Source organism: Pseudomonas sp. TE9122 (assembly GCF_056278925.1).
Map to the genome: position 1 here is coordinate 3,250,614 of NZ_JBWBQI010000001.1, position 14,487 is coordinate 3,265,100.

Below are 14,487 nucleotides of genomic sequence, written 5' to 3' on the forward strand. Positions count from 1 at the left end.
TCAGCCGCGATCGCGCCCGCGCAACATGCTGTCGAGCACTTCGTCACGACGCACCCAGCCATGGAACAGCGCCGCCGCCAGGTGCAGCAGCACTGTCAGAAACAGCAGATACGCCAAATAGCCATGGGACTTGCGCAGCAACGCAAACAGTTGCGCGTCGGCCGGCACAATTGGCGGCAGATGCAGCGACGCCGAGAGCATCACCGGCTCGCCCGAGGCACTGATCATCGCCCAGCCGAGCAACGGCAACACCAGCATCAACGCATACAACAAGACGTGGGAAGCCTTGGCTGCGAGCACCTGCCAGCCCGGCAGATCATCCGGCAGCGGCGGTTGGCGCGTGGTGAAACGCACCAGCAGGCGCACGATCACCAGCGCCAGAATCGCGATGCCCAGGGGCTTGTGCAGATGAATCAGCCATTCATGGCGAGACGACACCGAAGTGACCATGCCCGCGCCGATAAACAGCATGGCGATGATCATCAGCGCCATCAGCCAGTGCAGCAGGCGCGCCAGCAAAACGAAATGCGTCGGTTGCTTGTTCATGGACGAGCCTCCTGTTTGGCGGCGGGCAACTGGCTGACTTCGCTGGTGCGACGCAGGTAGGAATCGGCATAGCCGGCAGAACGCGCGGCCAGCAGTGGATCTTCCGATCCTTGAATCCCGGCCGGCAGCACCAGCGGGTCGTAGTTGATGTCACGGCACTCGCCACTGAGTTGCGGCTGGGTCTTCACCAGCACCAGGGTTCCGGCGTTCAACACTTTGCGATCTGCGGGCCAGGTCTTGCTGGCATCGTTCACCGGGTCACCGGCGTTGGCCAGGGTGATGTTCAACTGAAAGCGCAAGGGTGCGGCGGCCAAGCGTTGCACCAGATCCTTCTCGAGAAAGTCCGCGCCTTCAGGGGCCGTGGCACCCGCCGCGTCCTGCGCCAGCGGCGTCATGCTCCAGCGTACGGCCTGTTTTTTACCGTTGCCATCGATCAGATAGAACGCATTGATGCTGTTATAGGTTTCGGTGGCGTAGCTGGCCGAAGGCTTGGCGGTCTTCACCCACGTCAGAAACGGCACGGCTTCCGGATGTGCGGCAAAAAACGCCGGCACCTTCGTCGGGTCTGGCTTGCCGGTGGCTGGATCCGGCGACTGCGCCTGCTGCAATTGGTAGAACGCTTCGGGCGTGCCCACCGGAAATACCGGCATGCTGTTCATCCCGGTGCGCCATTGCTGACCGTTCGCCTGGGTGAAGCGCAGCGCCAGGCTGCGGATCGGTACGGCGCTGTCCGGCGCGTAGGGATTGCCGGCCGGCAAGGCGAAACGCCCCACCACCGGTGTCTGCGGCAGGTTGAACACCTGTGCCGTGGAGAACGCGCGCGCCTCGCCGCTGCTTTCGAAATGGCCGATCACGCAGACACCCTTGGCGTGATTGCGACGAAAGCCGGGATGCACGCCGTTGTTCTTTTCCAGCACATCGACCAACGCTTTTGGCGTCAATCGTTGTGGGTCAAGGTTGCCATGCACGTAGGCAAACGCCCCGGCCACGGCAGCGACAATCACGGCAATGCCGCCCAGACGTAAAACCAGGCTCGCGGCGCTCAGTGGCTCGCGCGGCGGCCTGCCGGGCGGTGCAGCGTTTGGGGACGAGCGATCAACCATGAATATCTCCAGGCCATCGGCCACAAGTGGAAAGAGTCAGCAAGACGCCCCCCGTCCGGGTTTATTCCACGGTGCGGTATTTATTTTCGCGCGCGGGGAATAACCTGCGCTGACGGGCGTCTTCCTAGTCCACAGCGTAGCGACCAGCAGACATTCATGAGCGAATTCGACGAACAGTTGAGAGAAATCATTCCCAGATTGCGCCGCTTCGCCGTGTCGTTGACGCGCAACAGCAGCAGCGCTGACGATCTGGTCCAGGCCAGCCTCGAGCGGGCGCTGTCGGCGTGGGGCGAAAAACGCGCCGATGGCGACTTGCGCGCCTGGCTGTTTGCAATCCTCTATCGGCAATTTCTCGATGCGCACCGTCGTTCGCGGCGCTATGCGCGGATGCTGGAATTTTTCACCGGTCGCGACGATGCCGAGCCGTCTGTGGAACGCACGGTGATTGCCCAGTCGACCCTGCAAGCCTTCGAACGCCTGCCCACCGAACAGCGCGCTTTGCTGCTGATGGTCTCGGTGGAAGGCCTGTCCTATAAAGAGGTCGCCGAGATCCTCGGCGCCCCGATCGGCACCGTGATGTCGCGCCTGTCCCGCGCCCGCCAGGCCTTGCGCCAACTCAGCGACGGCGAAATCAGCAGCCCTTCCTTGCGGATACTCAAATGATCAGCCTGCCTCCCAGCGAACGTGATTTGCACGCCTATGTCGACCACCAGCTCAGCGACGCCGATCGGCGCGTGCTCGAGACCTGGCTGGCCAGTCACCCTGAAGAAGCGGCGCAGGTGCGCGCCTGGCAACGCGACGCCCAGCAGCTGCGCGCAGCGCTGAGTGGCGCGTTGCAGCAACCGGCCAATCCGGCGCTTGACCCGATGATGATTCGCCAGCGCCGCCGCCAGCAGTCCCGTCGGCACCTGGCCAGCGCGGCGGTGCTGCTGATTGCCGTGAGCATTGGTGGTTTCAGTGGCTGGCAGGCACGGGAAATGACCTTGGTGCGCCCTGCGCAATTGCCGATGACTGACGCGTTGCAAGCCTATCGCCTGATCGCCCAGCAAGGCGTACTGCCCGCCGATTACAAGGTCGACAGCGACGGCGACATGCAGCGTTGGCTCGACCGCTACTTCAGCGGTGCCGGGCGCTTGCCGGACTTGAAAGCTGCCGGATTCGAGCCGGTCAGCGGGCGTTTGCTCAGCACCGATGAAGGCGCGGCGGCAATGGTGATGTATGAGGATGGCAGCGGTCACAAGGTCAGTTTCTACCTGCGTCCACCGGGGCCGAAAAACACCCTGCTGCCGCGCGGTTCGCGCAGCGATGGCGATCTGCAGGCCGATTACTGGTCAGGGCCGGGTTACAACTATGCGGTGGTCAGCCCGACCGACTCGCCGGCAGCAGAGTTGCTCAAGCAATCGCCACCGTTCTGAAATCCGCCTCTGGTAGGAGCTGACGAGTGCAACGAGGCTGCGATCTGTTGGCGGCAACCCAGATCAAAAGATCGCAGCCTCGTTGCACTCGTCAGCTCCTACAGGGGAATCATGCATATTTCATGGAGCCTATGTCCGAGGTCTGGTTAAACTTTAGCGCCGAGCTCCGGTGGAGTCGGCCCAATCAACCAGGAGCCTGCCCCGCGTGCCCGCCCGAACGCCGAAACGATCACGACTGAGCCAACGCTGGCCGTTGTTGCGCCGCCTGTTCGGCAAAAGCCTGCCCGTCAGCGCCGGGCACGATGCTCATGCCGCGACCATCCGCGATTATTTCCGCGACAAAGCCAAAAGCCAGGGCTACACCCTTAGCCGCAGTCAGCAGCACGTCATCGACTGCATGGCGCAGCAGGCCAGCGTACTGCTGGGCGACAGCGGCCACACACCGCCGAGTCTGTACCTGTACGGAGCCGTCGGGCGCGGCAAGAGCTGGTTGCTCGAGGGGTTCTTCCAGGCGCTGCCGATCACGCGCAAACGTCGCCTGCATTTCCATCAGTTTTTTGCCCGGCTGCACGACGGCATGTTCCGTCACCGCCTGCAGGAAGACGCGCTGGAAATCACCCTGGATGAGTTGCTGGAAGATTGCCAGGTGCTGTGTTTCGACGAATTTCATGTGCACGACATCGGCGACGCGATGCTGATCACGCGTTTGTTCAAGGCACTGTTCAAACGGCGGATCATGCTGCTGGTAACCTCCAACTACGCGCCGGAAGGCCTGCTGCCCAATCCGCTGTATCACGCACGCTTCAAACCGGTGATCGAGCTGATCAACACGCGCATGCAGGTGATGGAAGTCGGCGGCGACCACGACTACCGCACACTCAACCGCCAACACACGCATCAAGTGTTTACCCAAGGGCATTACGTCTGGCCGGCTTCAACAGCCCAGCGCCAGGCTCTGGACCTGCCACCAGCCGACGCGCCTGCCCTTGCCCTCGAGGTTGGCAAGCGCCAGCTTCAGGCCCGTTTTTGCCAAGGCCGGCGAGTCGCGTTCACCTTCAACGATCTGTGTGAACAGCCAACGGCAGTGATGGATTATCTGCAACTGTGCCAGCGTTTCGACCAGTGGATCATCGATGACCTGCCGCCGCTCGGCGAGTGTCCGATCGCCGTGCAACAGCGCTTCATCAATCTGATCGACGTGCTCTACGATCAGGACAAGCACCTGACCCTGCTCGGCCAACTGCCGCTAGGCCAGAGCCTGGAAGGTCACGCCATTGACCTGGCGCGCACGCGCAGCCGGTTGGGTCAGTTGCAGGAAATTCACGAACCCAACTGACACCCTACCCTGTGAGAGCGAGCCCTGTGGGAGCGAGCCTGCTCGCGAAAGCGGTATGTCAGTCAGGGTTCATTTAACTGATACGCCGCTTTCGCGAGCAGGCTCGCTCCCACAAGGTCCCGGGACAACTCAAAATCCGTTCAGCATCCGCTTTACCGCTATCATGTCGCCCATTCCAGCGCCCCCGCGTCGCTCCACCGATCAATAGCGAAACCAGACATGCACACCCTTGCTCAACTCCGCGCCGGCGAGCTGTCAGGCATTACCCGCCTCGACCTGTCCTGCGGGCTGACCGAATTCCCCCGCGAAATATTCCAACTGGCCGACACGCTGGAAGTGCTCAACCTCAGCGGCAACGCGCTGAGCAGCCTGCCCGATGACCTGCATCGCCTGACCCGCCTGCGCGTGCTGTTCTGCTCCGACAACCAGTTCACCGATCTGCCGACCTGCCTCGGCCAATGCACCGCGCTGACCATGGTCGGCTTCAAGGCCAACCGCATCGTCAATGTCCCTGGTGACGCTCTGCCGCCGCAGCTGCGCTGGCTGATCCTCACCGATAACCGCATCGAGAACCTGCCGAAGGAACTGGGTGAACGCCGCGCTTTGCAGAAGCTCATGCTCGCCGGCAATCGCCTGCGCTCGCTGCCAGACTCCCTGCGTCACTGCCATCGGCTGGAATTGCTGCGCATCGCCGCCAACCAGCTCAACGAACTGCCGCAGTGGCTGCTGACCTTGCCGAGCCTGACCTGGCTGGCCTACGCCGGCAATCCGCTGGAAACCGAAGCCGATGCCGCTGCCCTTGAGGCCACGCCGCTGATCGCCTGGTCGACGCTGCGCATGGAACAGCAACTAGGCGAAGGCGCTTCCGGGGTGATTTCCCGGGCAGTCTGGCAGCGTGACGATGGCACGGCGCAGGCGGTTGCGGTGAAGCTGTACAAAGGCGAGATGACCAGCGACGGCTCGCCGTTGCATGAGATGAACGCCTGCATCACCGCCGGTTTGCACCCCAACCTGATCCGCGTCGAGGGCCGCATCAGCGGCCACCCCGATCAACAGCAGGGGCTGGTGATGCAACTGATTGATCCGAGCTTCGGCAATCTCGCCGGCTTGCCGAGCCTGGCCTCGTGCTCGCGGGATGTTTATGCCGAGGACTGCCGGTTCACGGCGGAGGTTGCCCTGCGCGTCGCCAAAGGCATCGCCTCAGCGGCCGAGCACCTGCACCGCCAAGGCATTACCCACGGCGATCTGTATGGCCACAACATTCTGTTGAACGATCAGGGCGATTGTCTGCTGGGGGATTTCGGCGCGGCGTCGTTTCATGCCACCGGCGATGATGTGCAGACGCGCGCATTGCAGCGCCTGGAAGTACGTGCGTTCGGTGTGTTGTTGGGGGAATTGCTGGAGCGTGTCGACTCAGGATTGAGTACGGAGCGGCGCGCGCACCTGGAGGCGCTGGAACGACGTTGCTGTCAGGCGGATGTGCTGGGGCGGCCGGGGTTCAGTGAAGTCATCGAGATGCTGGAGAATCTGTGACCGCTGCGCGGTCATTCGCGAGCAGGCTCGCTCCCACATTGGAATGCATTGCAAATGTGGGAGCCAGCCTGCTCGCGAAGAGGTCATTCCTGGCGCGACAGATCAGCCAGCCAGACCAACAAACATGTCCTGCACGTCATCATGGTTGTCGAGGCCTTCGAGGAACGCTTCGACTTCAGCCATCTGCTCGTCGCTCAAGCCGCTGACCGGATTCTTCGGCTGGTAGCCGAGTTTCGCCGACAATACGGTGAAACCTTGTTCCGGCAGGGCTTTCTGCACAGCGTCGAGGTCGGTCGGGTCGGTGAGGAACAGCGTCGCGCCCTCTTCGCCCGGCTCGAAATCCTGGGCACCGGCTTCGATCGCAGCCATTTCCGGATCGGCTTCCGGGCTGTCCGGCGCGGCTTCGATCATGCCGACGTGGTTGAACATCCACGCAACCGAACCCGAAGCGCCCAACTGGCCCTTGCGGAACGCCACACGAATTTCCGCGACGGTGCGGTTGATGTTGTCGGTGACGCATTCGACGATCAGCGGCACCTGATGCGGCGCGAAGCCTTCGTAGGTCACGCGATGGTATTGCACGGTTTCACCCAACAGACCGGCGCCTTTCTTGATCGCGCGATCGAGGGTTTCTTTTGGCATCGAGGCTTTTTTCGCCTGTTCGACCACCAGACGCAGGTGTGCGTTGGTGGCGGTATCGGCACCGTTGCGTGCAGCAATGGTGATTTCCTTCACCAGTTTGCCGAAGATCTTCCCTTTGGCGTTGGCTGCCGCTTCTTTGTGTTTAACCTTCCACTGTGCGCCCATTACTCACTCTCTTGATCTGTGGCGCCGAGACATCTATTGGCCGACGCGTGGCGGCAAGTTTATACGGCCTAAAGTCGGCAATCGACCAAAAAAACAGCCGACGGAATCGACATCTTCATCAAAGCATGTAGGGGGATTCTGAAAAGCGCCTTTGACATGAACATTCAGCCCGACGGTTTCGTACCCTTGAAACCCCGTATCGCCTGACAGGGCCTGCTCGAATGCTCAATGACAAGGAAAGTCCCTTCACCCTTACGCTGACCGACAGCGGATTGCGCCTGCCGATGGTGCGTTTTCGCGGCGAGGAAGCGCTGAACCAGCCTTACCGTTTCGACATCGAACTGCTCGGACTGGCCCCGGCCATCGTCCCGGGATCCTTCCTGCACAGGCCAGCCTTTTTGCGGCTCAGTGAGCAGCACGGATTCCACGGCGTCATTTCCAGCGCCAGCTGCGAACATCGCGGGACGCATCGGGTCGGCTATCGACTGATTCTGGTGCCGCATCTGCAACAACTGGCGCAAACGCATAAGCGCCGCGTGTTTACTCACCTGAGTGTGCCGCAGATCATTCAACAACTGCTCGAAGAACATGCCCTGCCAGCGCACAGCTATCGCATTGAAATGAGCGTCGGTCACTACCCGGCAAGGGCGTTTTGCATTCAGTACGAAGAAAGCGATCTGGCACTGGTGCAGCGGCTATGCGAAGAAGAAGGCATCCACTATCACTTCGAACACGGGCCGGACGGACATGTCGTGGTGTTCGCTGACGACAGCCTGAGCCTGCCGCAGGAACCGGTCGAAATCCCTTTCAGTGCTGATGAGCAACCACCGTCGCCCTGCGTCAGCGCGCTCTATCAACAGCATCGCGCGGCGCCTGTACCGATGCTGCATGCGGTGCGCAATCGCGGTCAGCCAACCGGCAATGCCGAAGCCGCCAACGAGGTCTCGACCGAGTTGCCGATGCCCGCGCGATCGCCGGAACGTCTGCACGCCGAACAACGCAGTCGACGTCATCTGCAACGCCAACGCTGCCAGTTGCGCTCCATTCACGGGCGCAGTGATTGCAGCGATTTGCTCAGTGGCCGACTGCTGCTTGTGGCCGACCACCCGATTCATCATTTCAACGAACAATGGCTGATCAGCGCGGTGCGCCACCACGGGCAGCACCCTTCGATCCTTGATCCGGCGCCAAGCGTTCAGCGTTATCACAACGACTTCACTGCGCAGCCCTGGTCGACCGACTTCCGTCCGCCACTCAAACAAGCTCGCCCGAATATTGCCGGTTATCACTTGGCGAAAGTGGCGGGTGCGCCTGGGCAACCTGCGCAAGTGGACGAAAACGGCTGCCTCGCTGTAAGCCTGTGGCCGTCTGCGGATAAATCCGCCAGCGACGCCCTGTGGCTGCCGATCGCCATGAGCCGGCTCAGCGGCCCTGTCGCCATCGATCAATTACCGCGTGCTGGCAGTGAAGTGTGGGTGAGTTTCCTCGACAGCGATCCGGACCGACCGATCCTGTGCCTCAGCCACGCACGCCAGCCGCCGGAACGCGAATCAGAACCCGTGCGCGACAGCCTGTTGCTCGACTGGCTGAGCCACCGCGCCGAGCATTGATCGGCGCCTCAGCCTTTGTCCGCCTTGCCCGCCGCCGCCGCGAACCTGGCCAGGCGCACGTCCAGATGCCGAGGCCGGCGCCCGTGATCTTCGGCGCGCTCCTTACGGCGGATGGCGTTGCGCACCATCAACGAGCCGAGGTAGCGGATGGGTTCCGGCGGGAAATAACCCAGCGGCCCGTTGACCAGCGGCGAACGGGTCCACGGGTTATCCAGGCCCTGCACCAGCGCGGCGAGAATCTGCCCGCCCATGTGACACGGGCCGACGCCGCTGCCGGAATAACCGAAGCCGTAAAACACATTGCCCGCCCCGCTCATCTGGCCGAAAAACGGTAAACCGGTCACCGAACGATCCGACGGGCCGTTCCACGTCGCGTCGATTTTGATCTCGGCGAACGCCGGGAAAAAATCCGCGAGACTGCGCTTGAGCAAGCCGGCATAAGGCGACGGCTGATCGAACACCGGCAGCATCCGCCCGCCATAGGCGAAGGTGTTGCCGCCCTTGCCGAGCATGATCCGGCCGTCCGGGGTGTTGTGGTAGTAATGCACGAAAATCCGCGAATCGAGGACGCTGACGCCGCTGGTCAAACCGATTTGCTGCAGCAGGTCCGGGCGCGGCTCGGTGATCAGCATGTCACTGGAAACGATCGCCACACTGCGTTCGAACTGAGGAAACGCGCGGGCCATCCACGCATTCATCGCCAGCACCACCCGGTCGGCGATGACCTTGCCGCCGGGCGTGTGGATGCGTGCCGGGCGGCCCTCTTCCAGCCCGGTCATCGCCGTGCCTTCATGGATCTTCACGCCCGATTGCAGCGCCACCCGGCGCAGGCCGCGCACCAGTTTGCCCGGTTGCACGCTGGCAGCCGCCGGGGAAAACCAGCCCTCCAGGTGTTTTGCTGAACCAGCCATGCGCTGCACATCGGCGAGCGGTCGCTGGCTGAACGAGTTGATGCCGTTACGCTCCAGCGCCGCGATCACCGCGTCAGTTGCGCCGACCTGAGCGCGATTGGTCGCGGTGTACAGCGTGCCGTCGAGGCGGTAATCGGCATCGACGCCGTACTGCTCGCAGAACTCGCCGATCGCATGGATGCTGCGCTCCGATTCCCTGACCAGACGCACCGCTTCTTCGACGCCGAACAAGCGCTCCAGGGTGAAATACTTGGCCGACCATGACAGTGCGCAACCACCATTACGGCCACTGGCGCCGGCACCGCAGATGTCAGCTTCGATCAGCAACACCTCCAGCTCGGGGTTTTGCTGCTTGAGCATGATCGCCGTCCACAATCCGGTGTAGCCGCCGCCAACGATGCACACATCGGTGCGCACCTCGCCTTGCAGCGGTGGACACTGCTCGGATGGGTCGGCCTGCAAGGCTTGCTCGAGCCAGAACGGTCGCATGGGAAATCTCCAGTCAGAAGGTCACGACGCAACCTGCCGCGCACCGCGCAGCAGGCGACGGGGCGAAGGGTTTCAGGAACGCAGCGGTTTGACGCTCAGCGGGCAGTTGGGGATCGTTGCGCGCGGCTCCATCACGCCGACCGGCCGACTGTTCCAGTGCGGAATCAGCACCAGCGCCGAGAACAGCGCGCATCCGGCGAAGACGATAAACACCGTCACCGAGTCGAAGTAGCCCGGCAGCAAACCGCCGAGCACCGCGCCTACGGAGCCGCAGCCGTTGACGAAACCGGCGGCGGTGGCACCGGCCTTGGCCTTGCCGAAATCGATGGCGGCCGCACCGCTGATCATCGAGTCCGGGCCGTACAACGTCAGGCCCATGACGAACAGCAACGCGACGACCAACAACACGCTGCCGGTGTTCAGCGCAGCCATGAACAGCGCCAGCGTTACGGTCAGCGCCAACAGACTCAGCACGCAGGCCGGCATGCGTCGGGCGCCGAAGAGTTTGTCCGAGGCCAGGCCGATCATGATCGGCCCGAGCAATCCGGCCAGTTCAAACGCGGTGGGAATGATCGCCGCGCCAACCTTGCCGACACTGGGCATCTGCTCGAAAACAATCACTGGCCCCCACAACAGAATCGCGTAGCGCGCCGGTTTCAGCAGGAAATACGCCAGGCCCAGCACCAGCACCGTGCGGTTGCGCAGGATTTCCTTTAACGGCTCCCACACGCTGAGTTTGCTGTTGGCTGCGGTTTCCTCGGCGGTCAGTTCCGGCTCGGGCTCCACCGCCGGCAAGCCGACGTCTTCCGGTTTGTTGCGCTGGAAGATAAAGAACAGCACGGCCACCACCGCGACCACCGCCGCGCTGGAAATGAATGCCGCGTGCCAGGTGCCGACCAGCGTGTAGGCCCACCAGCCGGCGAACGGCGAGGCGACCAGACCACCAAACGCGTAACAGGAACTCCACAAGCCGAGCACGCGCCCGCGCTGCTCTGACGGGAAGAAGCTGCCAAGGTTTTTACACAGCCCCGACCAGCCAGTGGACTGCGCCAGACCTTGAATCAACATGCACGTGGCGAAGATCGGCAATGTAGCGAAACTGCCCATCACCAGCGCCGCAGCGGCGGATATCAGCAAACCGCCAAGCACTACGACTCGCGGGCCAAAGCGATCGGCGAGCATGCCCCAGGTGAACTGTCCGAGGGCATACGCCGCCAGATAGATCGCGTCGAGGTTGGCCATGGCCATTTTGTCGAGGGTGAAATCGGGGTCTTCGGCGATGCCCAGTTTGGCCACCGAAAACGCTTTGCGGGTGAAGTAGAACGCGGCGTACGCGAGCCAGGTAATAGCGAAGATCTGCACGCGCCAACGCGCCAGGGTGCCGATGTGCTTGTTCATGGTGGTTCTGACCTCAGGGTGTGAGTGTGCCGGCAGAATCGTTAAGAAAAACGCCTGTGTTTTTTATTGTTGAGCACTGCGATACCGCCCCTTCCCTTCGGCGATAACGGTCAGATGAGTCTGCTGTTGCACGCACAGGCTCATGGGCCAGCGCTGCTGCTCGACCGAGCAGTCAGCGATGGCGTGAGCCGATGAAAGCAATTACTGTTTAATAAATAAAATCGATTTATCGTATTTCACACATAAGCCGAGCTTGTTACTGGAGCCACCATGTCTGTCTCTCACGCCCAACTCAAAGCGTTCCACGCGGTGGCCGTCCATGGCAGCTTCACCCGCGCCGCCGAGCGGCTTTATCTGACGCAACCGGCGATTTCCGACCAGGTGCGCAAACTCGAAGAACGCTTCGGCGTGCTGCTGTTTCACCGCAATAAACGTTCCGTACGCCTGACCGATCTCGGCGAGCGCCTGCTGGCGATCACCCAGCGCCTGTTCGTGATCGAAGCCGAAGCGCAGGAATTGCTGCAGGAATCCCAGGCCCTGCAGACCGGCAGCCTGATTCTCGCGGTGGACGCGCCGATCCACGTGTTGCCGCAGATCGCACGGTTCTGCGAGCGCTACCCGGGCATCAGCGTGAAAATCGAAACCGGCAATACCGATGAATCGCTGTTTCGCCTGTTCAACTATCAGGCCGATCTGGCGCTGCTCGGCCGCGACGTAACCGATGAACGCTTGCTGTGTGTGCCGTTGCGCAACGATCCGATGGTGGCGTTCGTTTCGCGCAATCATCCGTGGGCCGAGCGCGAATCGATCTGTCTGGCCGATCTGGATGACACGCCACTGGTGCTGCGTGAGACCGGTTCGGTGACCCGGCAGACCCTGGAAGAGGAAATGGCCCGCGCAGGTTTGCGCATCCGCCCGGCGATTCAGGTTGAAGGTCGGGAAGCGGCGCGCGAAGCCGTGGTGGTGGGGATCGGGGTTGGTGTGGTTTCAGCGGCGGAGTTCGGCGCCGACTCACGGGTCTGCGCGTTGCCGATCACCGACTGCACGAGGCGCCTGACCGAAACCCTGGTGTGCTTGCGCGAACAGAGTTCGCGGCGGGTGGTGGCGACGTTTCTCGATATGGTTCGCGAGAGTCTTGCGTAAACAGTATCGGCCCCTTCGCGAGCAGGCTCGCTCCCACATGGGACCGCGCTCTGCAATGTGGGAGCGAGCCTGCTCGCGAAAAAGTCGCCACGGTTTTCAGGCTGGTGCCAGATCAAAAAAAGCCTGAATCAAGCGCAACTCGCGCCGGCGCTCCATGCAGCCAATCATGTGCCGGTTCATCAGCCCTTCCCCGGCAATCGGGATCGCCACCACGCGCGGGTCATGACTGACCTCCACCGATGACACCACACCGACCCCCAACTCGGCCGCGACCGCTTCGGTCACCGCCTCGCGACTGTCCAGCTCCAGCAACACCCGCGGCTGAATCGAGGCCTGCGCACACGCTTGATCAAAAGTGCGCCGGGTAATCGAACTCGGCTCGCGCAGGACCATGATCACTTGGTCCAGCTCCTTGACTTTCACTTCCCCGGAGCGATTCGCCCAGCGATGCCCCGCCGGCACCAACGCGCAGATCCGCGATTCGCTCAGCGCTTGCAGATGCAGGCCCTTGCGCGGCTCGACCTCGGTCAGCACCGCGACATCGGCGTGTTCCGACAACAGCGCCGCCAGGGTTTCCTGGGCATTGCCCAGACGCAGGTTGACGGTGATCCCCGGATAGCGCGCGCGCAAACTTGCCAACATCGGCATGACCATGTGCGGCCCATCCGCCGCCACCTCCAGACGCCCGGTCAACAATTGCCGATTGGCCTCGAGCAGCGTCTGCGCTTCTTCCGCCAGACCGAACATGGCGCGGGTGATCGCTGCCAGTTTGGTGCCCTCCTCGGTCAGTTCCACCCGTCGCGCGGTGCGCCGCAGCAAGGTGATCTGGTAGTGCTCTTCCAGTGCCTTGATGTGTCCGGTAACCGCCGGCTGGCTGATGAACAACCGCGCAGCCGCGCGGGTGAAGCTGCCTTCGCGGGCCACGGCATCGAAGGCGCGCAGCTGAAACAGATTCATGGATAACTCTCACTGATGGCTGGCATAACAACAAACAATTTGATTGATGCAGCGGCGAATTGCAACGTAGGCCCCGTAGCTTCATCCCACAGCGTTTTCGCGAGGACACACGAATGAGTACCGCCGCACCGATTCTGCTCACTCCCGGCCCGTTGACCACTTCGGCCCGCACCCGTCAGGCCATGATGGTCGACTGGGGTTCGTGGGACGACCGCTTCAACCAGCTGACCGCCAGCCTGTGCGAGCAATTGCTGGCCATCCTCAACGGCGCCGCCAGCCACCATTGCGTACCGTTACAGGGCAGCGGCACCTTCGCCGTCGAAGCGGCGATCGGCACGCTGGTACCGCGCGACGGCAAAATCCTCGTGTTGATCAATGGCGCGTATGGCAAGCGCCTGGCGAAGATCTGCGAAGTGCTCGGCCGCTCGTTCAGCACCTTCGAAACCGCCGAAGACGAACCGACCACCGCCGCTGACGTCGACCGCTTGCTGCGCGCCGACGCTGACATCACCCACGTGGCGCTGATCCACTGCGAAACCAGCACTGGCATTCTCAATCCGCTGGCCGAGATCGCCGAGGTCGTTGCGCAACATGGCAAACGTCTGATCATCGACGCCATGAGCTCATTCGGCGCGTTGCCGGTGGATGCGCAAAAAGTGCCATTCGACGCGCTGATTGCCGCTTCCGGCAAATGCCTGGAAGGCGTACCGGGGATGGGTTTTGTCTTCGCCCGCAAGGAATCGCTGGCCGCATCTGCCGGTAACTCGCACTCGCTGGCGATGGACCTGTACGACCAGCACGCCTACATGATGAAAACCGGGCAATGGCGCTTCACCCCGCCCACCCATGTGGTCGCGGCGCTGCACGAAGCGTTGCTGCAATACCGCGAAGAAGGCGGTCTGCCGGCGCGGCATGCGCGTTATGCCGCCAACTGTCAGGCGCTGATGGAAGAGATGAACAAGCTCGGCTTGCGCAGCTTCCTGCCGGCGGCGATTCAGGCGCCGATCATCGCCACTTTCCATGCCCCGCAGGATCCGCGCTACCAGTTCAAGGACTTCTATGAGCGGGTCAAGGCCAAGGGTTACATCCTCTACCCCGGCAAACTGACCCAGGTTGAAACTTTCCGCGTCGGCTGCATCGGCCACGTCACCCCGGACGAAATGCGCCAGGCCGTGGCAGCAGTAGGTGAAGTGCTGCGCGAGATGGAAGTGCTCGACATCTGAGCCTCACCAAAAATCC

Annotated in this window: 13 protein-coding genes; 7 read left to right on the forward strand and 6 right to left on the reverse strand. The window is 62.3% G+C overall.

Annotated features, from left to right (window positions below; all coding sequences use genetic code 11):
- Positions 1 to 546, reverse strand: coding sequence for a cytochrome b (locus ACZ9BE_RS14545; RefSeq protein WP_129999585.1), 546 nt, complete (start codon positions 544 to 546; stop codon positions 1 to 3).
- Entirely contained in the window at positions 543 to 1,649 is a 1,107-nt protein-coding gene (locus ACZ9BE_RS14550) for a catalase family peroxidase (protein WP_476249609.1), read from the reverse strand. The genes ACZ9BE_RS14545 and ACZ9BE_RS14550 overlap by 4 nt, the downstream gene beginning before the upstream one ends.
- A 156-nt stretch (positions 1,650 to 1,805) precedes the next feature.
- Between ACZ9BE_RS14550 and ACZ9BE_RS14555 the strand changes: the two genes are divergently transcribed.
- From ACZ9BE_RS14555 to ACZ9BE_RS14570, 4 genes are all read left to right on the forward strand, one after another.
- The gene (locus ACZ9BE_RS14555; protein ID WP_041477125.1) at positions 1,806 to 2,312 is read left to right on the forward strand and encodes a sigma-70 family RNA polymerase sigma factor; all 507 of its coding nucleotides are present in this window, start codon (positions 1,806 to 1,808) and stop codon (positions 2,310 to 2,312) included.
- The gene (locus ACZ9BE_RS14560) at positions 2,309 to 3,064 is read left to right on the forward strand and encodes an anti-sigma factor family protein (RefSeq protein WP_122703728.1); all 756 of its coding nucleotides are present in this window, start codon (positions 2,309 to 2,311) and stop codon (positions 3,062 to 3,064) included. The genes ACZ9BE_RS14555 and ACZ9BE_RS14560 overlap by 4 nt, the downstream gene beginning before the upstream one ends.
- A gap of 205 nt (positions 3,065 to 3,269) precedes the next feature.
- Positions 3,270 to 4,400: a cell division protein ZapE gene (zapE, locus tag ACZ9BE_RS14565; RefSeq protein WP_476249610.1), complete on the forward strand. Its 1,131-nt coding sequence runs from the start codon at positions 3,270 to 3,272 to the stop codon at positions 4,398 to 4,400.
- A gap of 219 nt (positions 4,401 to 4,619) precedes the next feature.
- The gene (locus ACZ9BE_RS14570; protein WP_476249611.1) at positions 4,620 to 5,933 is read left to right on the forward strand and encodes a protein kinase; all 1,314 of its coding nucleotides are present in this window, start codon (positions 4,620 to 4,622) and stop codon (positions 5,931 to 5,933) included.
- Between the two features lie 102 nt (positions 5,934 to 6,035).
- Here ACZ9BE_RS14570 and ACZ9BE_RS14575 read toward each other — a convergent pair whose 3' ends face one another.
- Complete coding sequence (locus tag ACZ9BE_RS14575) at positions 6,036 to 6,740, reverse strand: YebC/PmpR family DNA-binding transcriptional regulator (RefSeq protein WP_252882301.1); 705 nt, start codon at positions 6,738 to 6,740, stop codon at positions 6,036 to 6,038.
- Positions 6,741 to 6,961: 221 nt separating this feature from the next.
- On the opposite strand from ACZ9BE_RS14575, the gene ACZ9BE_RS14580 reads away from it, so the two are divergent.
- Entirely contained in the window at positions 6,962 to 8,350 is a 1,389-nt protein-coding gene (locus ACZ9BE_RS14580) for a type VI secretion system Vgr family protein (protein WP_476249612.1), read from the forward strand.
- Positions 8,351 to 8,358: 8 nt separating this feature from the next.
- Here ACZ9BE_RS14580 and ACZ9BE_RS14585 read toward each other — a convergent pair whose 3' ends face one another.
- Both ACZ9BE_RS14585 and ACZ9BE_RS14590 read right to left on the reverse strand, forming a co-directional pair.
- Positions 8,359 to 9,750 (reverse strand): FAD-dependent oxidoreductase, encoded by a 1,392-nt coding sequence (locus tag ACZ9BE_RS14585; RefSeq protein WP_476249613.1) that lies wholly within the window; start codon positions 9,748 to 9,750, stop codon positions 8,359 to 8,361.
- Positions 9,751 to 9,822: 72 nt separating this feature from the next.
- Complete coding sequence (locus ACZ9BE_RS14590; protein WP_056788787.1) at positions 9,823 to 11,148, reverse strand: MFS transporter; 1,326 nt, start codon at positions 11,146 to 11,148, stop codon at positions 9,823 to 9,825.
- Between the two features lie 270 nt (positions 11,149 to 11,418).
- Here ACZ9BE_RS14590 and ACZ9BE_RS14595 point away from each other — a divergent pair, with 270 nt between their 5' ends.
- Positions 11,419 to 12,291, forward strand: a complete 873-nt coding sequence (locus ACZ9BE_RS14595; RefSeq protein WP_258706936.1) for a LysR family transcriptional regulator — start codon at positions 11,419 to 11,421, stop codon at positions 12,289 to 12,291.
- Between the two features lie 96 nt (positions 12,292 to 12,387).
- Here the strand turns inward: ACZ9BE_RS14595 and ACZ9BE_RS14600 are convergent, their stop codons facing one another.
- Positions 12,388 to 13,248 carry a LysR substrate-binding domain-containing protein gene (locus tag ACZ9BE_RS14600; protein WP_476249614.1) on the reverse strand — a complete coding sequence of 287 codons (861 nt, stop codon included), beginning with the start codon at positions 13,246 to 13,248 and terminating at the stop codon, positions 12,388 to 12,390.
- Positions 13,249 to 13,361: 113 nt separating this feature from the next.
- Here ACZ9BE_RS14600 and ACZ9BE_RS14605 point away from each other — a divergent pair, with 113 nt between their 5' ends.
- Positions 13,362 to 14,471: a 2-aminoethylphosphonate--pyruvate transaminase gene (locus ACZ9BE_RS14605; RefSeq protein WP_323621052.1), complete on the forward strand. Its 1,110-nt coding sequence runs from the start codon at positions 13,362 to 13,364 to the stop codon at positions 14,469 to 14,471.
- Positions 14,472 to 14,487: the final 16 nt, after the last annotated feature.